Source organism: Microbulbifer yueqingensis, assembly GCF_900100355.1.
GTDB classification, from domain to species: domain Bacteria; phylum Pseudomonadota; class Gammaproteobacteria; order Pseudomonadales; family Cellvibrionaceae; genus Microbulbifer; species Microbulbifer yueqingensis.
In genome coordinates, this window is sequence record NZ_FNFH01000002.1 from 122,939 (window position 1) to 145,391 (window position 22,453).

The 22,453-nt window shown below is 63.7% G+C and carries 14 protein-coding genes; 3 read left to right on the forward strand and 11 right to left on the reverse strand.

Going from position 1 to position 22,453, the window contains the following annotated elements; all coding sequences use genetic code 11:
- The first annotated feature begins 578 nt into the window (after positions 1-578).
- A complete protein-coding gene (gene pgi / locus BLT26_RS04435) occupies positions 579-2,201 on the forward strand; it encodes a glucose-6-phosphate isomerase (RefSeq protein WP_091509200.1) in 1,623 nt (540 codons plus the stop codon).
- 24 nt (positions 2,202-2,225) lie between these two features.
- Here pgi and BLT26_RS04440 read toward each other — a convergent pair whose 3' ends face one another.
- From BLT26_RS04440 to sbcB, 5 genes are all read right to left on the reverse strand, one after another.
- Complete coding sequence (locus BLT26_RS04440) at positions 2,226-2,846, reverse strand: MarC family protein (RefSeq protein WP_091509204.1); 621 nt, start codon at positions 2,844-2,846, stop codon at positions 2,226-2,228.
- A 33-nt stretch (positions 2,847-2,879) separates the two neighbouring features.
- Entirely contained in the window at positions 2,880-3,650 is a 771-nt protein-coding gene (locus tag BLT26_RS04445) for a slipin family protein (protein WP_091509207.1), read from the reverse strand.
- Positions 3,651-3,745: 95 nt separating this feature from the next.
- On the reverse strand, positions 3,746-5,200 hold the full coding sequence (locus BLT26_RS04450) for an NfeD family protein (protein ID WP_091509211.1): 1,455 nt from the start codon (positions 5,198-5,200) through the stop codon (positions 3,746-3,748).
- A gap of 118 nt (positions 5,201-5,318) precedes the next feature.
- A complete protein-coding gene (locus BLT26_RS04455; protein WP_091509215.1) occupies positions 5,319-6,335 on the reverse strand; it encodes an aspartate carbamoyltransferase in 1,017 nt (338 codons plus the stop codon).
- A gap of 191 nt (positions 6,336-6,526) precedes the next feature.
- Positions 6,527-7,954, reverse strand: coding sequence for an exodeoxyribonuclease I (sbcB, locus tag BLT26_RS04460; RefSeq protein ID WP_217631371.1), 1,428 nt, complete (start codon positions 7,952-7,954; stop codon positions 6,527-6,529).
- Positions 7,955-8,126: 172 nt separating this feature from the next.
- On the opposite strand from sbcB, the gene argS reads away from it, so the two are divergent.
- Positions 8,127-9,863: an arginine--tRNA ligase gene (gene argS, locus BLT26_RS04465; protein WP_091509224.1), complete on the forward strand. Its 1,737-nt coding sequence runs from the start codon at positions 8,127-8,129 to the stop codon at positions 9,861-9,863.
- 166 nt (positions 9,864-10,029) lie between these two features.
- Here the strand turns inward: argS and BLT26_RS04470 are convergent, their stop codons facing one another.
- Positions 10,030-10,317 carry a hypothetical protein gene (locus tag BLT26_RS04470; RefSeq protein WP_091509227.1) on the reverse strand — a complete coding sequence of 96 codons (288 nt, stop codon included), beginning with the start codon at positions 10,315-10,317 and terminating at the stop codon, positions 10,030-10,032.
- 227 nt (positions 10,318-10,544) lie between these two features.
- Positions 10,545-12,263: a GGDEF domain-containing protein gene (locus BLT26_RS04475; RefSeq protein WP_175453020.1), complete on the reverse strand. Its 1,719-nt coding sequence runs from the start codon at positions 12,261-12,263 to the stop codon at positions 10,545-10,547.
- A 507-nt stretch (positions 12,264-12,770) separates the two neighbouring features.
- Between BLT26_RS04475 and gcvP the strand changes: the two genes are divergently transcribed.
- Positions 12,771-15,662: an aminomethyl-transferring glycine dehydrogenase gene (gene gcvP, locus BLT26_RS04480; RefSeq protein WP_091509234.1), complete on the forward strand. Its 2,892-nt coding sequence runs from the start codon at positions 12,771-12,773 to the stop codon at positions 15,660-15,662.
- 167 nt (positions 15,663-15,829) lie between these two features.
- Here gcvP and BLT26_RS04485 read toward each other — a convergent pair whose 3' ends face one another.
- The 4 genes from BLT26_RS04485 to BLT26_RS04500 all read right to left on the reverse strand — a co-directional run bounded on the left by BLT26_RS04485 (position 15,830) and on the right by BLT26_RS04500 (position 22,342).
- Positions 15,830-16,468 carry a DUF1294 domain-containing protein gene (locus BLT26_RS04485; RefSeq protein ID WP_091509237.1) on the reverse strand — a complete coding sequence of 213 codons (639 nt, stop codon included), beginning with the start codon at positions 16,466-16,468 and terminating at the stop codon, positions 15,830-15,832.
- Positions 16,469-16,513: 45 nt separating this feature from the next.
- Positions 16,514-19,072, reverse strand: coding sequence for an ATP-dependent helicase HrpB (gene hrpB / locus BLT26_RS04490; protein WP_091509240.1), 2,559 nt, complete (start codon positions 19,070-19,072; stop codon positions 16,514-16,516).
- Between the two features lie 39 nt (positions 19,073-19,111).
- Positions 19,112-21,118, reverse strand: coding sequence for an acyltransferase family protein (locus tag BLT26_RS04495; protein WP_091509243.1), 2,007 nt, complete (start codon positions 21,116-21,118; stop codon positions 19,112-19,114).
- A gap of 75 nt (positions 21,119-21,193) precedes the next feature.
- Entirely contained in the window at positions 21,194-22,342 is a 1,149-nt protein-coding gene (locus tag BLT26_RS04500) for a hypothetical protein (RefSeq protein WP_091509246.1), read from the reverse strand.
- Positions 22,343-22,453 lie beyond the last annotated feature (111 nt).

The following is a 22,453-nucleotide window of genomic DNA, read 5'->3' on the forward strand; positions in this document are numbered from 1 at the left end:
ATTTTCTCCGCCTGCCTATTACACTCCAAAGGGCGGCTCTTTGTAGAACATCATTTTACAAAGCAGACCAAACAGGTGACGTTTTATTGGCTATGCTAATGGCTGACATCAACGGAAAGGAGTAAGGGGATGAATTTCACTCCAGCCAAGTACCTAATGGGAATTATCAGTGCTCTGGTTCTGGCGGGCTGCTGTGCGGCACCTGCGCCACCGGCTTCCTGCCCTCCAGGCTCTGAGCAGATCCCGCTCTCTATGGCGTGCCCGGCGGACGCCGATTGTTGGATGGCTTCCGACAATGTGCGGTGCATGAAAGTGGTCAAGTAAGACCCTTTCCGGCAAAACCAGCAATGCCGCTTTTCGGAGCGGCATTTGCTTTTCTGGCCCTCCTTCGCCTCCCCCGCCCCCTACTGCCAGCAGGACTGCCCCCTGCAGCACTGGCCGATCCTCCCGTTTAGCGCTAGCATTGTCGCGCAAAGTGTTGCCAGGGCGGCGACTCACCATATTCGCTGCTGTAACGGTTCCCGACTTTGCACCCAAGAAATACCGATAATCCTCCAGCCAATTTTCCCGGGAATAAGATGACAGCCGATACCATGCCGGCAAGCCATACTGCCGCTATCGCCCAGTTGCAGGCGCACCAGCGCGAGCAGAAATGGTCCCTGCGCGATTTATTTGAGACCTCCCCCGACCGAGCCGACCGCTTCTGCAGCAACGCCGCCGGCATCTACCTGGACTACAGCAAGAACCACCTTCGGGAGGACACCCTGTCACTCCTGCTTGACTACGCAGAGTCCTGCGGTTTGCAGCAACAAATCGAAGCGCTGCTCTCCGGTGCAAACGTCAACAACACAGAACACCGCCCCGCCCTGCACACCGCCCTCCGTTTCCAGGGCACCCCGTCCACCGAGCACGAGCGGGCGGTGGCCGAGTGCCGGGAACAGATGCGCCGCTTCACCCGCGAGGTCCATAGTGGCAACTGGCGCGGATACACCGGCGAGCCGATACACCATGTGGTCAATATCGGCATCGGCGGCTCTGACCTGGGTCCCCGCATGGTGGTCGAGGCACTGCGTCCCTGGCAGAAAGAAGGCATCACCGTACATTTTGTTGCCAATATCGACGGCGCTGACCTCAGTGACACCCTTGCCGGGCTGCCGCCACAGAACACGCTGTTTATCGTCGCCTCCAAGTCATTCTCGACCCTGGAGACCCGCGAGAACGCGATGTCGGCGCGACAGTGGATGCTGGATGCCGGCTGCGCGGAATCCCAGCTGGCACAGCACTTCGTGGCCGTGAGCAGCAATATCGTCGCAGCCGAGGATTTCGGTATCGCCGCGGAAAATATTTTTCCCATGTGGAGCTGGGTCGGCGGCCGCTACTCGCTCTGGTCGGCGATCGGCCTGCCCATCGCGCTGGCGTGCGGGTTTGAGGCTTACGAGCAGCTGCTGGCGGGGGGACACGCCATGGACCAGCATTTTGCCACCGCACCGATGGAGCAAAACCTGCCGGTGCTGATGGCCCTGATCCATTTCTGGTACCGCCAGTGCTGGGATACCACCAGCCAGGTGGTATTGCCCTACGCGCAGCGGCTGGCGAAGTTTCCGGCCTGGCTGCAGCAACTGGATATGGAGAGCCTGGGCAAGAGCGTCGACCGGGAGGGCCAGCCCCTGCACTACCCGAGCGGGAGCGTCATCTGGGGCACCGAGGGCAGCAACGGCCAGCACTCGTTTCACCAGCTGCTGCACCAGGGCACCGACATGATTCCCGCGGACTTTATCGCCATCCGGGAACCCACGTCCGAACTGGCCGGGCAGCACCGGTGGCTCCTGTCCTGCTGTATCAGCCAGAGCCAGGCCCTGCTGCGCGGCAAGAGCCTGCACGAGGCGCGCCGCGAGCTGGAGGAACAGGGCTACACCCACCGCGAGGCCCACGCCCTGGCGCCGCACAAGGCGGTTCCCGGCAATCGTCCCAGCAACACCCTGGTGGTAGAGCGCCTCGATCCCCGCCATCTCGGTGCACTGCTGGCGCTGTACGAACACAAGGTGTTTACAGGCGGTTGCCTGCTGGGTATCAACCCGTTCGACCAGTGGGGCGTGGAACTGGGCAAACTGCTGGGTGCCGAGGTACACGCTGCAATCGGCGGTAAAGCTCCCGGGGACTGGGACGGATCCAGCAAGAAGCTGCTGGAACTGCTTTTCTGATAACCGCCAGCCGGCTGGAGCCACCTATCCCGGTAGCTCCAGCCAGCGCTCTATTCCCTTCAGGATCATATCCACGGCGAATGACCCTGTGAACATTGCCGTGACCCGCCCCGCCACTTCTACGTAGCGACGGACGTACCGCTCCTGGCGGTTCTGCACCCAGTCGTAAACGACTTTAAGCAGGATCAGCGAGCCCAGTGCAGTCGCCATAGCCAGTATGATCGCCAGCGAACCATTTAACGTGCCGAGCCTGCTCCCGGCCACCACACTGGCGCTGATAGTGCCGGGCCCGATGATAAAGGGCATCGCAATGCTTCCGGCCGCCTCTTCCGGGTGCAAGTTCTTGCTTTCGATCGCGGAGCCCAGGTTCAGCGTGAGTCGTATGCCGATGATCAGGAAAGTGATCCCACCGAAGATCAGGAAGGCCAGGAAACGCACCTGCAGGACGTCGTCGAAAATCTGTTCCCCGAACCAGGCGAAGAGCAGGAACAGGCACAGGCTGATCATGTAGGCCCGAAAGAGGACCCCTGTGAGGGCCCGCAGCCCCAGCCCCCGAAACAGGTCCAGCACGTACACACTGAAAATGAAGGGATTCAGTAGCACCAGCAGCAACAGAAACGATTCCATGAACTGTGCGGTGGTCATTGCCTGCGCTGCTCCCGGTGAAGGTTGTCCGCCCTACGCCTTTTCGGCTTTTTCCCCTGGCATCTGGCTCAACATCGGTTTGATCAAGTCCAGCGGCAGCGGGAACACGATGGTGGAATTATGCTCCCCGGCGATGTCTATCAATGTCTGCATGTAGCGCAGGGTGATAGCGTTGGAGTTCTTTGACAGCTGGTCCGCCGCCTCGGTAAGTTTCAGCGCCGCCTGGGCCTCACCCTCGGCGTGAATGACCTTGGCCCGGCGGGAGCGCTCCGCCTCTGCCTGGCGGGCAATGGCGCGAATCATGCTCTCGTCAAGGTCGATATGCTTGATCTCCACGTTCGTGACCTTGACCCCCCATGCGTCCGTCTGCTCGTCGAGGATCTTCTGGATATCAACATTGAGCTTGTCCCGCTCGGAAAGCATTTCATCCAGCTCGTGCTTGCCCAGCACGGAACGCAACGTCGTCTGCGAGAGCTGGCTCACCGCCTCGTGGTAATTTTCAACGTTGATGATGGCAGACTGGGGGTCGATGACCCGGTAATAGACCACCGCGTTGACCTTCACCGACACGTTGTCGCGGCTGATGACATCCTGCGTGGGCACATCCATCACCACAACACGCAGGTCGACCCGCTCCATGGTCTGGATGACCGGGATAATGATGACCAGCCCGGGCCCCTTCACCGACTGGAACCGGCCGAGGAAGAACACCACGGCTCGCTCGTACTCGCGCAGGATGCGGATGGCGTACATCAGGATCAGCACCACCGCGGCGATCAACAACCCCATGAAATAACTGACCATGTCTGGACTCCTGTCTCTTAGTGGTTATCAGTTGGGTCTCTTATTTATTCGCCTGTTCACCACCCCCATTGGGGCAGCTCCTGGAGCATGGCCGGTTACTCGGGTCGCACCCGCAGCTTCAGCCGGTGCTGCTCGGTGATGATCACGCGCTGGCCAGGTTTCACCTGCTCATCTGCGTGGGCGGTCCAGATCTCGCCGCCGACCCGAACCAGCACCTCGTCCGCCGTCACCTCGGTAACGGTGGCCGGGCGTCCAACGAGCGCCTGGTCGGCGGCGACACGGGGTTTGCGCAGGCTACGCCCCACTGCCGTCAGCAGCCCGAGCAGCATCAGCCCGCTGACTCCGGCGATAGCGCCGATCAGCTTGCGCGAAACCTGCATCCCCGGCACATCACTGTCGATCAACATCACTGAGCCGATAACCAGCGCGATAACGCCGCCGATACCCAGGGCGCCGAAACTGGGCATGAATACTTCCGCCACGATCAGCAGTGCCCCCAGGATAATCAGTGCCAGGCCGGCGTAATTGATGGGCAGGACCTGGAGCGCGTAAAACGCCAGCAGCAGGCAGATGGCCCCGACGATGCCCGGCACCAGGGCGCCCGGGTTGTAGCCCTCGAAGATCAGCCCATAGATGCCTACCAGGAGCAGGATATAGGCCACCTGGGGATTGGTGATCAGGGCCAGCAATTCGTTGCGCCAGTCCGGCTCGTAAGCCTGCACGGGCATCTCTGCAATTTTCTCATCGATGGTGACCTCGCCCGTTTCCAGCTTCACCTTGCGGCCGCCCAGCTGCTGCAACAGGTCATCCTGGTCAGTTGCCACGATATCGATCACATTCTGCTCCAGGGCCTCGCCGGCGGTCAGGGTGGCGGCCTCACGCACGGCCTTTTCTGCCCAGTCCGCATTGCGCCCGTGCCGGTTCGCCAGGCCGCGGATATAGGCCACCGAATCATTGACCACCTTGCGCTCCATGGCGCTACCCGGTTGCGGCGCCCCATCCTGTTTTTCCGTGCCCTTTGAATCCTCTTCCCCGGAACCGGAGGAGTCGCCTTCACCCTTGTCCGGCTGCTGCCCGGGCTGCGGCTGGCCCGGCGCGCCGCCCACCTGCACGGGCGTGGCCGCCCCGAGAGTGGTGGCCGGGGTCATGGCGGCAATATGGCTGGCATAAAGGATATAGGTACCGGCGCTGGCAGCGCGTGAGCCGGACGGATGCACGTAGGTGACGACTGGAATCGGAGAGGCGAGGATATGCTTGATGATGTCCCGGGTGGCGGCGTCCAGCCCGCCCGGGGTGTCCATCCTGATCAGGAACAGCTGCGCGCCTTTTTCACCGGCCTCTTCCATGGCGCGGACCAGGTAATCCGTGGTCGCGGGACCGATGGCCCCCTCGATCGTAAACCGGGCCACATGGGGCCCCTCAACCACCACATCGCCGGCTTCTTCCGCCACATCCTGTCCGGTCGCAACAGAGGCACACAGTGAAAACAGGACCAGCAAAAGCCCCTGCAGGGGCGCACAGCCAAAACCTCCCGAAGACCTCTTCAGCATGGCATCAATCCCGGATGCGAGAGTTGGTTTACCTGCAGGTTAACAGAAATATCCCCGCTGCGTCGTCCCGGGCACCGGCCACCTGCCAGCCACGCCCCTGGCAGGGGCGGTAATCAAACTAGATCGGGGTGCGGCGACTGTGCCAGCGCACCGGTCTGGCGTATTTGTCCACATCCCCCTCGACACCGAGCAGCATGGCGAACAGGGCCATCCGCACCAGCAGGCCGTTATCGGTCTGGCGGAAAATTGCCAGGCTCGGGTGCTCGTTGAGGTCGGTGTCCAGTTCATTGGCCTCGGCGCGGGAATCCCGCGGCAGGGGGTGCATGATGACTGTGTTGGGCTCGCAGTGGCGGGTGAAGATCTCCCGGTTCAGGCGGAAGCGTCCGCGGTAGAGGTTGGCCTCCTCCTGGGAGGCGAAACGCTCCTCCTGGATGCGGGTGGAATAGACGATGTCCACATGGGCAATCGAGGCCTCCAGCTGGTCGGTGACGGTTACCTGGTGTCCGGCAGCGCGCAACTGCTCGACCACTGCGTCCGGCATGGCCAGCTCCGGCGGAGAGATAAATGTCAGCTGCACCTTCTCGAACAGGCACAACAGTTTGCACAGCGAATGCACCGTGCGGCCGTGCTTGAGGTCGCCGATCATGGCGATGCGGAAATCGTCCAGCGCGCGCCCCTTGCCCGCCAGCTCCTTGCGGATGGTGTAAAGGTCCAGCAGCGCCTGGGTCGGGTGCTCGTTGGCGCCGTCGCCGCCGTTGATCACCGGCACCCGGCTGGCGGCGGCGAACTCCGCGACCGACCCCGCCTGCGGATGGCGCATACAGATAATATCGCTGTAACCGGACAGCACCCGCGCGGTGTCGTAGAGGGACTCACCCTTGGCCATGGCACTGGCGGTAATGCCGACCGTTTCCCGCACCATGCCGCCCAGCAGGTTGAAGGCGGCACCGAAACTGAGGCGCGTGCGGGTACTGGGCTCGAGGAACATGTTGCCCAGGATGGCCCCTTCCAGTACGCGGGTGACCTTTTCCCTGCGCGCATAGGGACCCATGGTGTCCGCCACGCCGAAGACGCGGTCGATATCCGCGCGCTCGAACTGGCTGACGGAAAGGATATTGGCTCCGATAAAGTCCATCGTCTCTCCACTGTTTCACTGCTGGATAGCAGTGCCTTCGCCGGGCACGCTATCGTCACGCCACAGGCACCGTCCCCGGTCCGGGGGCTTGCCGGCGCCTGGATGCTCTCTTCGGCTTTTGGCCGGCGCGTATTCTACGCGCGCTGCAAGTTGCAGAATAGTCGCGCGTGACCTGCCGCTGCGGGTGCGGCCTACACCAGCAGGCTGTCTCCCCAGGCCTCGAGCTGGTCCAGCAGCGATGCCTTTTCGGGGTAGTGCTCCCGCAGGCCGGCAATCTCGCCGAAATAAGCCTCGAGGGTAATGCTCGCCCCGGCGGCGGGATCGGTCAGGCGACGGTAGCGCCACTCCTCCCAGCGCTGCTGCTCTTCTGCCGACAGCGTCTGCGGGAAGTTGCGTGCGCGGAGGCGAAACAGCAGCTCCGGCAGGCGGCGATCCGTAAACGGAACCTCCCCCGCCAGCGCCTCGGGTCCACGCTCGGCCAGAGCGCGGTGCAGCTCCCGGCACAGGTCGCGGTCGCCGTCGCCCAGGAAGCCGTCGTAGAGGCTGGCCTCGACATCGCGCTCGGGAAAGTCGCTGTCCAGGTACACGCGGTGGAGCTTGTCAGTGAGGTCCGCATCGCGCAGCCGGTGCCAGTGCGCCTCGCAGGCGGCCTTGTCCAGCCCCAGCTCAGCTGCGCGGCGGTCTTCGAGCATATTCGGGGGCGCCAGTACCGGGCAGCGGTTCAGGTGCACGAGCTTGAGCCCGGCGGGTAGTTCACCCTCCGCCAGGCTGTCGCGGCCGGTATAGAGGCGCTCGCGCAGGGCATCCGCATCCAGGTCCAGCAGAGGCTGCGGGTCCATGGCCAGGTTCGCCACGATTATGGCGTTGCGGTTGACCGGATGGCTCGCGAGCGGGAGGACATAGGTGATGTGACCCTGGCTGGCAGGCACCTTGCCCGACACGTGTAACAGCGGCTTGCGCTCGCGCAGGTCGATCAGCTTCGCCGCCTCCTGCTTGCGGCGCAGCCGGAAAACATAGTCGTACAGCCTCGGCTGCCGGTCCCGCACGAGGCGCGCCATATCGATGGTCGCGCGCACGTCCGCAAGGGCATCGTGGGCCCCTTCATGGGCGATGCCGTTGGCCGCGGTCAGCTCCTCCAGCCGGAATGATGGCGCACCGTCTTCGCGCCGGGGCCACTCGATACCATCCGGCCGCAAGGCGTAGGCCAGGCGCACCATGTCGATAATGTCCCAGCGGCTGTTGCCGCTGCGCCACTCACGCTCATAGGGATCCAGCAGGTTTCGGTACAGGGTGTGGCGGGTCACCTCATCGTCAAAGCGCAGGCTGTTATACCCAACCCCGCAGGTACCCGGCGCGCCCAGCTCACCGAGGATCCGGCGGATGAATTCGATCTCCGGCACCCCCTCTGCCAGCGCCTGCTGCGGACTGATGCCGGTCACAAGGCTTGCCATGGGCTGGGGCAGGCAGTCGCTCGCGGGGCGGCAGTAGAGCATCAGTGGCTCACCGATGATATTCAGCTCCTCATCGGTACGGATCCCGGCAAACTGGGATGGTTTGTCCGCCCCCGGGTCAGTGCCCCAAGTTTCGTAGTCGTGCCAATAGAGTGTGTTCTTGTTCACCAGTCGCTCCCCCCAAGTCTCGCCGCATCATAACATCGGCCGCCCCACGGCAAGGAATCGCTCCCCTGGCCTACCCTTAACGCACCTGAACGGGGCCGCGTCGGTTGCAAAGCCGGTCCCGCCCATTAAAATCGCGCGTTTCCACAATATACAGCAGCGGTCCTATCCCCTTATGAATATTCGCCAGCTTCTCTCCGACAAAGTCCAGGCCGCCATGCTGGCCGCCGGTATCCCCGCCGACTGCGGCCCGGTGGTGGCCCAGGCCAGGAAGGCCGGTTTTGGCGACTACCAGGCCAACGGCGCCATGGCGGCCGCCAAGCGTATGGGTACCAACCCGCGGGAGCTGGCCAGCCAGATAGTCGCGAAACTGGATGGCGGCGAGATGATCGAGAAGGCGGAGATCGCCGGGCCCGGGTTCATCAACATTCACCTGAGCGAGAAGTGGCTGGCGGACAATCTCGCCGAAGCCGGCAATGACCCGCGCCTGAATATCGCGCCGGTGGAATCCCCGCAGACGGTGGTGATCGACTACTCCGCCCCCAACCTGGCCAAGGAGATGCACGTGGGCCATCTGCGCTCCACCATTATCGGCGATGCCTTGGCGCGCCTGCTGGAGTTCCAGGGCCACAAGGTAATCCGCCAGAACCACATGGGCGACTGGGGCACCCAGTTCGGCATGCTGCTGGCGCACCTGTCCGACAAGCTGGAGAACAACGATGCCGAGGTGGCCCTGGCCGACCTCGAGACCTTTTACCGCGAGGCAAAGATCCGCTTCGACGAGGAGGAAGGCTTTGCCGACCGCGCGCGGGAGTATGTGGTCAAGCTGCAGGGCGGCGACCCGAAGTGCCTGGAACTGTGGCAGCAGTTCATCGATATCTCTATCAGCCACAGCGAGGAGATCTACGACAAGCTCAACGTCACCCTGACGCGCAGCGACGTCTACGGCGAGAGCCAGTACAACGACGACCTGCCGGTACTGGTACAGGAGCTGCTGGAGAAGGGTATTGCGGTGAAGAACCAGGGGGCCGTGGTGGTGTTCCTCGAGGAGATGGCAGACAAGGAAGGCAACCCCAGTCCGATGATCATTCAGAAGCGCGGCGGCGGCTACCTGTACGCCACCACCGACCTGGCCGCCATCCGCTACCGCGTTAACAAATTGCACGCCGACCGCATCTTGATTGTGGTGGATGCGCGCCAGTCCCTGCACCTGCAGCAGGCCTTCACTGCTGCGCGCAAAGCGGGCTTTGTGGACGATTCGGTTACCCTCGAGCACTGCGCCTTCGGTACCATGATGGGCGACGACGGCAAGCCCTTCAAAACCCGCACCGGCGGCACCGTTAAACTTGCCGCCCTGCTGGACGAGGCGATTGAGCGCGCGCAGAAACTGGTGGCCGACAAGAACCCGGAACTCGGCGAGGAGGAGTGCGCGGAAATCGGCCGTGCGGTGGGCATCGGTGCAGTGAAGTACGCAGACCTCAGCAAGACCCGCACCAATGACTACGTCTTCAACTGGGACGCCATGCTGAGCTTTGAGGGCAATACTGCCCCCTATCTCCAGTATGCCTACACCCGGGTACGCAGCATATTCCGCCGCGCCGGTACGAACCCCGGCGAGCTGTCCGGCGATATGATCCTGGAGACCCCGGAAGAGCGCGCCCTGGCCATCAAGCTGAGCCAGTTCGGCGAGGTCCTGGACCAGGTAGCCCGGGACACATACCCGCATGTGCTCTGCAGTTATCTCTACGACCTGGCCAGCGCCTATATGGCCTTTTACGAGGCCTGCCCGGTGCTGAAGGAAGGAGTACCCGAGGCGCAGCGGAACAGCCGCCTGCAACTGTGCAACCTGGTGGCACGCACTATTGCCTGCGGCCTGGACCTGCTCGGCATCGAGGTGCTGGAGAAGATGTAATACCGCGGGGGATGGTGCCGCACCCGCCCTCCGGCCCCCTCATCACCGATCTCTTTTCAGCGGGAAGCGGCCACATTCTTGCCTACCGGGCCTCCCGGCCCGACAAATCGCTCTCGAGGGGGCTCGCGGTCCGTTGAGGGATTAAGCTGTTGGCCCCGGCGCCGTATCAGGCCCTGGCGCCGGCCAGGGCTTCGAGGTCCGGCAGCACCTGGGGATTATACGGTGGCTCGCTGCGCTCACCCTCGAGCGCTCGCTGCAGCAACGCCTGGGCGTTGGCCAGCTGGCCGTCCCGCATGATCCAGAGTTCCGAGTACCAGGCGACCGGGGCGGACTCGTCCTGGGGTACGTCCACCGCCGCCTGCTGCGTGAGCGCACTGATGCCGGCTTTTTCCAGCAGGGTATAGAGGTGGCTAACCAGCAACTGGTCACTGGCAAAGTAGATCCTGCGCGCCATTGTCGATGTTCCGTATCCCTTCCCGGTATGCGACCGGGACACAATGTTTATGTTTCTGGGGTAGTCCTTTCCGGGGGAAAAAGTCTGCCAGCTACCATAAAACATAGACCAGGAGGCGGTATGGGGCGACGAGGATCAGTGGCAACTGGTGACAACTGGCATGAATGTGTACATTCGATGCCCCAGCGCTGACTGGCAGGTGTGCGATCGACGGGCGAGGAGCAGTATCAGTTTTTGTCGTTATTGCCCACTATCGCTATCGGTATTGCGTTTTTTCGCCTACCGGTCGACAGGTGTTCAATACATTCGAGCTGTTCCGAATACAGTTGGTAATTGTTTTTGCCGCGGTACTTGGCGTGATACATGGCCACATCCGCCCGCTGGAGGATGGTTTCCAGTGTATCGCCGTGGCGGGGAATCGCGACGATACCGATACTCAGGGTCACACGCAGCTCCTTGTCGCCGATCTTCACCGGCTGGGCCACTACCCCGAGCAACTTTTCGGCCAGCACCCTGCAGGCACCCTCGCCGTCCGCGCTGGGAACGAACACGCAGAACTCATCGCCCCCGAGGCGCGCAACAGTGTCCCCCCGCCTTACCACGCTCACCAGCCGGCGCGCGATCACCTGTAGCAGTTCATCGCCCCGCTGGTGGCCGAGGGAGTCGTTGACCCGCTTGAAATCATCCAGGTCGATAAAAAACACATAGCCGGTGTTTTTCAGGTGCTCTTCGCCGTGCAGGTACTGCTCGATGCGGTCCACCAGCGCATGGCGATTATCCAGGCCGGTCAGGGTATCGTGCAGGGCAATGTGCTCAAGCTCGGCAGTATTCTGCGCCACAATCTCCTTCATTACCTCGAGCTGGTCGCATACCGCCAGGCCCGTGTAGTCGAGCACATCAATTTCATCGAAATGGGAGCGGGGCTTGTTCACCGGATTGATCAACCGCCTGGCCTCATCAAAGTTCCCATCGCTAAGCAGTGGCAATGCCTCGGCGAGGCGCCGCAGGCGGAATATGGGCCGCCATAACAGGCCTATCAGGGCGACAATAAAGGTGACGGCACCGATCGCGGAGAACCAGAGCAATAACTTGATTGAATCCTCAATATGACGCACCTGCCCGGAGACATCGTCAATGATGACGAACTGGGCACCATCCGGGTCTTCCTCCACCAGCGGGATCGTCTTTACGTCAAAACTCCCGTAGCTGAAGTCGTAACTGCCGGAGAAACCCGCTCCGGGCATCCGCTGTCCCTGAGTGGCCACCTCCCGTAGCAGGGGCATCAGTCGTTCACGCGACGTCAGGGCCAGCACCGAGCGCCGCCATTGGGGCAGATGGGTGCCAGGTGCCGCCTGCTCTCGGTCGATCGGCGAGAGAATACCGATATCAGATCCGGTGATCTGGTGAAATGACAGTAACTCATCGGCGAGAGATCGATCCACCTGCAGCACATACCTCTCGGACAGGTCACCGGCAGTAATACCCATCACCAGGCTCTGGACACAGGTCTGTACACAGTAGAACCTCTCCCGCGTCTCTCCGCTTGCAATCAGCTCCCCCACCTGCTCCGGGGTCAGGTGCCGCGTCGGGGCGCCCCATTGACGCGGAGGCTGCTGCCCGGGGCTGTAGAGCTTCAGGGATTCCAGCCCCCAGCTGTCGCGCAGGTATTCCCACTGCTGGTCGAACAACTTGTGCAGGATATCGGAGTTTGGTGCCAGGCCGCCTCGCCAAAGCACGAAGAGATCAGTCAGCTGGTTGAGGTCCTCGCGCGACTGCGTGAGCAGGCCCGAGATCTGGTATTGGTAGGTGAGCAGGCGACTGTCACGGTTTTTTTCCAGCAGCAACTGCAGGCTGCGGTGATCGAGCAGGATAAAAAACACGCACATGGCAACCACCAGTGCCAGCGAGAACACACTGACTTTTACCCGCAGACTGTGCAATTGCATTTCCCTCGCAACTCCCTGCCCTGCCCGGCAAGTCCCCCACCGGTGCGTCTCGTTGTTTTTGTCTCTTGTTGTCGTCGGGCGCCCGGCTACCTTCCAGCCCCGCCTTCTTCGCCCGGCATTCCCCATGGGCCTACCACACAGTATGAGCAACGCCGCCTGCCCGTTCCGTGAGGACCACCCTCAATCTAGAGCAAAATAGCGCCAGAACCAATATTACTAGATAAAAATCACAAAATAATGCATGAAATAGCACGGATAGCGCCAATTTTTCGTCGATTGCCCGCCAGCCTTGCGATTGCTAAGATGCGCGCGGCTCGCGAGGCCGCGCCAGCGCCCGGAGCCGGGGCCACTCCCCGTGGCAGCTCGACGCCCACGCAGCGAACAGGCCTCCGGCCGATGCCGAACCTCCGGCGGCGGGGCCACCCTGCTATTTTTAACCGGTGCCATACCCCGCCGGCGGGCGCCTTTCCAGTGACCTTATCCCTGCGATTACAGGAAACGACGTTTATGACCCAGCCATCTCTGCTGAAGTTGGAACAACACGACGCATTCATCCACCGTCATATCGGGCCCGATGAGGCGCAGATAAAGGAGATGCTGGAGGCGCTCGGCGTGGCCAGCCTGGACGAGCTGATCGGTAAAACCGTGCCCTCCGCCATCCGCAAACAGGATGACCTGGAACTGGACGACGCTGTTAACGAGGAAGAGGCGCTCGCCGAACTGCGCAGCCTGGCCAAGCGCAACAAAATCTACCGTACTTTCATCGGCATGGGCTACCACGACACGATTACACCCAATGTCATCCTGCGTAACGTGCTGGAAAACCCGGGCTGGTACACGGCCTATACCCCGTACCAGCCGGAGATCGCCCAGGGGCGCCTCGAAGGCCTCCTCAACTTCCAGCAGATGATCATGGACCTCACGGGCATGGAGCTGGCCAATGCCTCCATGCTGGACGAGGGCACCGCGGCGGCCGAAGCCATGGCCATGTGCAAGCGCCAGGCCAAGCGCAACAAATCCAATGTGTTCTTCGTGGACGCCGACTGCCACCCCCAGACCATCGCCGTGGTGAAGACCCGTGCTGAGCACTTCGGCTTCGAGGTTGTCGTGGGTAACCCGGAGCAGGACCTGCCGGAGGAGCTTTTCGGGGCCCTGCTACAGTACCCGGGCTCTACCGGGGTGGTGCGCGACCTTACCGACATCATCAGCAAGGTGCATGACAGCAACGGCCTGGTTACCGTGGCTGCTGACCTGATGAGCCTGGTGGCACTGAAAGCACCGGGGGAAATGGGCGCGGACGTGGTGGTCGGTTGCAACCAGCGCTTCGGCATCCCCATGGGCTACGGGGGGCCGCACGCCGGCTTCTTCGCCTTCCGCGAAGCCTACAAGCGCTCCGCCCCGGGGCGAATCATCGGTGTCTCCGTCGACAGCAAGGGCAAGCGCGCCCTGCGCATGGCCATGCAGACCCGCGAGCAGCACATCCGCCGGGAGAAGGCCAATTCAAACATCTGCACCTCGCAGGTGCTGCTGGCGGTAATGAGCGCCTTCTATGCCATCTACCACGGCCCGGAGGGGCTCAAGACCATCGCCGCACGTATCCAGCGCCTGGCGGACATCCTGGCGTCCGCGCTCAGGAAGCAGGGCTTCGAGCTGACCCATGAAAGCTGGTTCGACACCCTGACCGTCATCGCCGGCGACCAGCGCGATACGATCTACCAGCGCGCCCTCGAGGCCGGGATCAACCTGCGCAAAGTGGACAGCGACGCGCTGGGCATCAGCCTTCACGAGACCGCCAGTCTCGACGACGTATCGGATATCCTCAGCGCCTTTACCGGCGGCGACCACGGGCTGGACCTGCGTGCCATGGACAGCGAGATTGCCGCCAAGGGATCGCTCGGCCTGCCCGCCTCCCTGGCGCGCGACACCGAGTTCCTGACGCACCCGGTCTTCAACAGCTACCACTCCGAGACCGAGATGCTGCGCTACCTGAAGACCCTGGAGTCGAAGGATATCGCCCTGAACCACTCCATGATCCCGCTGGGTTCCTGCACCATGAAGCTGAATGCCACCGCGGAGATGATCCCGGTGACATGGCCCGAGTTCGGCAAACTCCACCCCTTCGCACCGGTGGAACAGGCCGAGGGCTACGCCGAGATGTTCAGCCAGCTGCAGCAGATGCTGGCCGCCTGTACCGGCTACGACGCGGTCAGCCTGCAACCCAACGCCGGTTCACAGGGCGAATACGCCGGCCTGGTGGCGATCAAGAAGTATTTCGAGGCGAAAGGCGAGACCCAGCGCGATATCTGCCTGATTCCCGCGTCCGCCCACGGCACCAACCCGGCTTCCGCCATGATGGTGAGCATGAAAGTGGTGGTGGTGGCCTGCGACAGCAGGGGCAACGTGGACATGGATGACCTCAAGGCCAAGGTGGAAGAGCACGGCGACCGCATTGCCGCACTGATGGTCACCTACCCGTCCACGCACGGCGTGTTCGAGGAGGGCATCCGCGAGGTCTGCGAGCTGATCCACAACGCCGGTGGCCAGGTCTATATCGACGGTGCCAACATGAACGCCCTGATCGGTGTCGCCGCGCCGGGCAAGTTCGGCGGCGATGTCTCGCACCTGAACCTGCACAAGACCTTCTGTATCCCCCATGGCGGCGGCGGCCCGGGCATGGGCCCGATTGCCGTGGGTGAGCACCTGAAGCCCTACCTGGCGGGACACCCGGTTACCGGGGTGCCGGAAACCGACACGGCCAACGGGACCATTTCCGCGGCGCCCTGGGGCTCTGCCAGCATCCTGCCGATCAGCTGGATGTATATCCGCATGATGGGCAAGTCGGGAATGAAGCGCGCTACCGAGGTGGCCATCCTCAATGCCAATTACGTGGCCAAGCGTCTCAGCGAGCACTTTTCGCTGCTGTATACCGGTAGCAACGGATTTATCGCCCACGAGTGCCTGGTCGACCTGCGCCCCCTGAAGGAATCCGCGGGGATCACCGAGGAGGACATTGCGAAGCGCCTGATGGACTTCGGCTTCCACGCGCCCACCATGTCCTTCCCGGTAGCGGGCACCCTGATGATCGAGCCCACCGAGAGTGAGTCCAAGGAAGAGCTGGACCGCTTCATCACCGCCATGGCCACCATCCGCCGCGAGGTGGAGGATGTGGCCAATGGCAAGTTCAGTGCCGAGGACAACCCGCTGCACAACGCGCCGCACACCCTCGAGGACGTGATGGCCGACGAGTGGGTCCACAGCTACTCACGCGACGTGGCGGGACGGCCCGCGCCCTGGCTCAAGGAGCACAAGGTATGGCCCGCGTCCAACCGGATCGACAATGTCTATGGTGACCGCAACCTGATCTGCTCCTGCCCGCCGGTAGAGAGCTACATGGACTGATTCCCGCGGGGAAACAAAAATGGCGAGCCTGGGGCTCGCCATTTTTTTTACCTGCCGGGAACCGGCAAGCGCCACATTTCCGCTACCGCGAAAACCAACTTCAAGCATGGTGCAAGTGCGGAAGATCACATGCCATTACACCAGGCGAAGGCCCCGGGCGCCCGGGCCTACCACAGGTAATGCTCTACCTCGCGGGAGAGCATCCACAACTGGTCGAGCAGGGCACTCCCCGAGGGCGAGAGCAGCCAGCCCAGTGCGAGCAGGTTCGCGGCGACGGTCAGCCAGAAAATGACCCGGAAGGAAACCTTGGAAGTCTTGTGCCGGAAGAGCTGTCGGGCCACCAGCGCGCCGGTCCAGCCGCCGGCCAGGGAAAGGAGGTGCAGGGTATTCTCCGGTGTTCGCCATCGTGCACTGCGCGCGGCCGCCTTGTCCTTCGCGTAGAGGGCGAAGGTGACCAGGCCGAATAGTGCGTACCAGGCCGGGACCAGCAGCGGCAGCTCCCCCATCAGCACCAGGCTGCCAATCCCGGCATAAAAGCCAAGGCAGAGAGCGCCTGCCATGCGCACCTGCCGGCCCGCCCGGCTTGTGCGGCGGTATCCCTCCCGCGGCTGGACGCGGACCGCGCGCGGGCGGCCCCGGCTGTCGGCGGACAATTCGAATCGCACCGCCAGCCCTGCCCGCGGCCGCCGGTGGCGCCGGCTGAAGTCCCGGATATGCAGGAAAACCTTGCCTCCGCCTTCCGGCTCGATAAATCCATAGCCCCGGTCGTCGTTCCAGGTGGCGATTACACCCGCATGAATGGTCATTGCTATCAGCTCCGTCTGGTGACATCCCGGGTCCGGCTCGCCGGGCTACATCCGCTTCCTGGTCTTGCTGGTGGCCTGGGCCGTCCGCGGGTCATCCGGCCAGTAGTGTTTCTGGTAGCGGATCCGCAGCTCCTTTTTCACCTCTGCATAGGTATTGGCCCAGAAGCTGGCCAGGTCGCGGGTAACCTGCACCGGCCTGCGCGCCGGCGACAAGAGGTGCAGCATCAGTGGGTGCTGCCCCTTCAGGATCGCCGGGGTGCTACTGAGGCCAAACATCTCCTGTAAGCGCACAGCCAGCACCGGGACATCTTCGGAATAATCGATGGGGACACGGGAGCCGCTGGGCACGGTGATATGGGTGGGTGCCAGCTCTTCAATCCGCTGCAGTGTCGGCCATTCGAGCTGCCCCTGCAGGATGGCATACAGGTCCAACCGGCCCAGCTGGTCCAGACTGGCGCAGCCCTGCAGGTGCGGCAGCAACCACTCCGGCAGGGATTCGAGCAGCGAGGTATCACTCCAGTCTGGCAGCTGCAACTCCTGCAGCAGCGCCGGAAAATCGCCGGCGCGCTCACGCAGGAATTGCAGCCGCGCCCTGAGCCCCTGTGCCTCCCGCGTCCAGGGCAGGGCCGCCAGCCCCTTCTGGCGGACCGCATCCAGTAGCGCCAGGCTTAGGCTCTCCGGCGAAATATTTGTCGCGGGCCTCTCCTCCAGCACGATCGCGCCGAGGGTGGTCCGCAGGCTGGCCACCGCCCGTCCCGCTTGCCCGTCCCAGCGCACCTGTTGCTCTTGCCCGACCAGCTCTGGAAAGTACCCCTGCAACGCGTCACCGGGAATCCGTGCGGCCAGCAGGATGCGGGCGTCGCGGCCCTGCCCGTCCAGCTCTGCCACTACGAGGAAATCCGCTACGGCCAGTTCGTCATCGTGGGAGAAGTGGGCCCCGCGGCCGCTGGCCAGCAGGAAGCGCCGCTCGCGGTCATGGCGATTGCGGGCGATGCGGTCCGGATACGCGAGTGCCAGCAGCAGGCCGGTGCGATCTACCGGGTGGACCTGGACCTCTTCCGTACCGGCGCCCTCCCGCTCGCTGCCGGCGAGCTGGCCCTGCCAGGCCTTCGCCTGCTGGCGTATCCTCTGCAACGCACCATGATCCACACTGCCACCTGCCTTCTCCTCCCCCAGCAGCACCGCCATCCGCAGGTGCAGGTCCCGCTCCCGCCGGCGCTCACCGCGGAAAATATCCCGCTCCGACAACAGCGCCGCCAGCAGGCAGGCCTCGCGCTCCAGCCCCCAGATGCGGCTGTGCAGCATCATGTGGGCAAGGCGCGGGTGGGCGCCCAGCGCCAGCATCGCGGAACCGTGCGCGCTGATGCGACCGGCGGAGTCGAGGGCACCCAGCCTTTGCAGCAGGTCGCGAGCCTGGGCCAGCGGTCCGGGGGGAGGCAGGTCGAGCCACCGCAATTCGCCTACCTCGCGCACTCCCCATTGCGCCAGTTCCAGCACCAGTGGTGCCAGGTCGCTGTTGAGAATCTCGGGAGTATTCTTTGCCGGCAGCCCCTGCTGGCGCGACTCGGTCCACAGCCGCAGGCAGATGCCGGGGCCCAGCCGCCCGGCACGGCCGCTGCGCTGGGTGGCCGAGGCCCGGGAGATAAACGTCGTCACCAGGCGGTTCATGCCGGTATTGGGATCGAAGCGCGACTCGCGCATCAGGCCGGTATCCACCACCAGGGAAATACCCTCGATGGTCAGGCTCGTCTCCGCCACATTGGTGGCCAGCACCACCTTGCGCCTGTCGGCGCCGGCAGGCGCGATTGCGCGATCCTGCTGCTCGCGGCTGAGGTCGCCGTACAGGGGGGCGATCTCGATATCTTCAAAATCGGGAGACACCAGCCGTTCACGCAGCAGTTCCTCCACCCGGCGAATCTCTGCCACCCCGGGAAGGAATGCCAGCAGGCTGCCCGCTTCCGCCCGGAGCAGGTCAGCTATATTGCGAGCCACCAGGGCCGGCAGCTGGCGATGGTCATCAGAGGATTCCCGCGAGGACAGGTAGCGGATATCCACCGGGAAGCTGCGCCCCTCGCTCGTCACCACCGGCGCCTCGCCGAGGATCCCGGCCACCGACCGGGTATCGAGGGTGGCCGACATCACCAGCAGTTTCAGGTCCTCGCGCAGGACCTCCTGTGACTGCAGGCACAGCGCCAGCGACAGGTCAGCCTGCAGGCTGCGCTCATGAAATTCGTCAAAGATCACCAGCGCGGTCTGGGCCAGTTCCGGATCCCGCTGCAGCATGCGGGTAAGGATCCCCTCGGTGACGACAAGGATACGGGTGGAAGCTCCCGCCCGGCGCTCGCCGCGGACCTGGTAGCCCACGGTCTCCCCTACCGTCGCCCCGAGCATGCCGGCCATGCGCCGTGCCGCTGTGCGCGCAGCCAGCCGGCGCGGCTCCAGCATGATGATGTTGCGGCCTGCGAGCCATTCGCTGTCGAGAAGCGCCAGTGGCACGGCAGTGGTCTTGCCGGCGCCGGGCGGCGCCTGCAGCACAACATTGTTGTGGCCTGACAGGGCGGCCCTGATTTCCGGCAGGACGCCGGTGATGGGTAATTGCGACATGGCGCGATTATATCGGCTTTGCCGGGTGACGTCCGTCGGTCAGCCGCGGCCTGGCCCCTCTCCCAGGGCCAGGTTCAGTAGCTCCGGTACCAGCCGCCGTGCACCATAGGTGCTCAGGTGATCGTCGTCGCGGTAAAGCGGCACACCGTCTTCCTGCACCTTGCAATCCGGGTCGCAGAGTTCAGGAACCAGGCTGGCGTGACGGGCATCCAGCTCGGTGGCGACGGTCTCGATAATCAGGTCGGCGCGCCGATTCCGTTTTTCAACCTCCGTGCGCGTGGGCGCCGCTTCCAGCCGGGTCCCGACAAATTGGGCATTTACCACCGCCACCGGCACAGAGAAGCCGACCTCCGGCACTCCCTTGACGATCAGCACCTCGCGACCGGTGGCCCGCACTCGCGCCACAGTATCGGCCAGGGCCTGCTCCACCAGTTCCGCATTGCCATAGCCTGCCGGCAGCGGCCGGCTGCTCCCGGCAGGAACCAGGACCGCGTCCGCGCCGCCCTCGCCGGGAGCCGGGGTCCCCTCCACGGCCTGCGCCCAGCGGGCCACCAGGATGACAGTGCCCAGGTCCTGTCGCCTCTCCAGGAATTCCATTACCCGGCGGTTGAATTCATCGCAGCGGTGGGACTCGCCCTTGTCGGCCCGCACCACCCCCAGCAACGGCGGGCAGGCGGACTTTACTGCGGACAGCCCCGTCAACCCGCGGGCACTGGTCCAGAGCTCGAAGCCGGGCAGGAAGGCCCCCGCGTGGGAATCCCCCCAGATCAGGACATCGGCGGGGCCCGCCGCCGGGCCATCCCCAAAACGGCAAAGTCCCTGCTCCGGCAGGCGGCCCATGCATCGTTCCTGCACCGGTGTGCGCTCCACGGCCTCGGTGTAGACCTTCAACACATCCGCTGGCAGCCTCTCGGGAAAGCCCTTGCCCGCGTTGATGACCACCGCCACCACCACCAGCAGCAACGCGAAGGCGCTGCCGCCCCTGACGAGCGCCGTGCGTGAATCCCAGAACCCGCCCCTATGCCGGAAGGGCTGTTCCACCCAGCGCCAGCTGAACCACGCCAGCAGGAGTGCGATGCCGATGGCGGCCAGGGCGGGCACCAGCGCCAGTTCTGCGCTGCCTTGCAGCAGGCGCGTATATACCAGGACGGGCCAGTGCCACAGATAGAGGGAATAGGAAACCAGGCCGATGCCGACAAAAACCGGCGAGGACAACAGTCGCGTCGCCGCCGGGCGCCCCTGGGCACCGGCCCAGATCAGGGCCACTGCGCCACCGCAGGGCAGGAGGGCGGCCACGCCGGGGAAAGGCGTGGCCGCATCGTAGGCCACCACACTGTAAAGGATGGCGACCAGCCCGGCCGCCGCCACCAGCTCCACGAGAGCCCGCTGCCGGCTGCCCGGCAATGCACCGGCTGCCAGCAGGGCACCGAGACCGAGCTCCCAGATGCGCGTGAACGTTAGGAAATAGGCCGCCTGGGGCTGGGCACTGGTGAACCAGGCCGAGGCTGCCAGCGAGCAGAGTGACAATACCGCCACCGCCGCAATCACCGTGCCCATCCGCTTGCCCGCCAGCAGGCACAGTAACAGCGGGAAGAATACGTAGAACTGCTCCTCCACCGCCAGGGACCAGGTGTGCAATAACGGCTCCCACTCCGCTGCCTGGCCGAAGTAATCGCCACTGCTGCGCCAGAACCAGAAATTGGAAACAAACAGGACGGTGGCGAGCACGGATCTCGCGTACCCCTCGAGCAAATCCGGGGGCAGGATGAACCAGCTGAGCGCGGTGCAGGCCGCCAGCACGGCGAACAGGGCGGGCAGGATACGGCGTGCGCGCCGCTCGTAAAAATCTGCGAGGGAGAAACGACCCTGGCGGATTTCGCGCAGGAGGATGCCGGTTATCAGGTAACCTGAAATTATGAAGAATACGTCGACGCCGACATAGCCGCCGGAGAAGCCGGGCAGTCCGGCGTGGGCAAATACCACGGGAAGCACCGCCAGGGCACGCAGGCCATCGATATCGCGGCGGTAACCACTGTTCGCTGTCATCGCTAATCTACTGCTGAGTATCAGTTCTGGACCCACGTGTGGATCCCCGATGCAGTCCCTTGCGATAAGCGCGCCCTAGCGGCCGCTGCGTTTCCTTCCCCGTATTCGTTGCCACCAGGTATTCCTGGCCGGCGTAATTCCGGCAGTCTGGGCCAGGCACCGCTCGAGTGCGCGGAGCTCCCCCGCCAGGTCCTCCGCCGTGGTCGCCGCATCTGCCAGTGCCCGCGCCCGGTCCGCGAGAAGCGCGTCGCGCAAGCCCCCGGGATTTTGCAGGCCGGCGGCAAACAGGTCTGCGGACCACTGCGCAAGATCGCCAAAAGACAGGTGGTCGTTGCCCGCGACCGGATAAGCGGAAAAATCTTCGCTGAAAGCCAGTCCCGACTCATGGCGGAGGAATTCCTCGTTGAGCCGGCGATTGGAGTCTGCAAAGTGCCGGAAAAAAGCCTCGGCATCCTCCCGTGCGGGCTGCAACCGGGCCTCGTCGCGCTGCATCATGGGCTTGAGCCTGCGGATCTCCGCAGGCGCCAGGCGCAGCTGGATCAGTTTGTGGGTGAGCAGGAATTCCTTGCGACTCACGCCCTCGTTCACCCGGCACGGAGGAATACGGACGTCCCCTCCCAGGAGACCCGCGAAATCGGTGACGAGATCCCCACCGTTCAGTTGTGCGGGCTCGAACTCCCGTACCACCAGCGCATCCCGACCAAAGATCTCCCGCCACTGGTGCAGCTTGGCAGCATAATCGTAATAAGTATTCACTGGCGGCGTGAACTCTGGAAAGGCGCCATCGCCGTGGCCGAGCAGCTTACTCGACGAGCTGCGGCCGGCTTCGCAGCCGCGGGCGCCCTGCTGCTTGAAGGACCGGGCATGCAGGTCCTGGCGGCGCAGATAAGCGATCACCACAGTGCGCTCGAAGAATTCACCACAAACCCCGGCAACCTGGCGGATATCGGCGGCCTGGTGCAGGAAGGAGAAGTGCTCGGCCGAGACAATCACCCGCTCACCGGCGGTGGTGGAAAGCAACTGCCGGAAGCGGCCGTTGAGACGGAAGCTGAGGTCGGGCCCTTCCGCTTCTACCTCAATGGCGCCTGAGGAATTGCCCTTTTTCCCCAGCGAGACAAACTCAAAGCCCTGCTCCAGCAGGCGGGCGCCATTCTGCTTCAGGGCCAGCTGCAGGGAGCTGCTGCCGGTCTTGTGGAATCCGATGTGGAGGTAGAGGGTTCGCATCGTTTATTGTCGTTACAGGCAATCCGGGCGGGCCGGGGCCCACCCACGGTTCGTATTGGCGACTGAATTCCCTGTCGGCACCGCCCAATAAAAAAGGCCGGCGCAAACCGG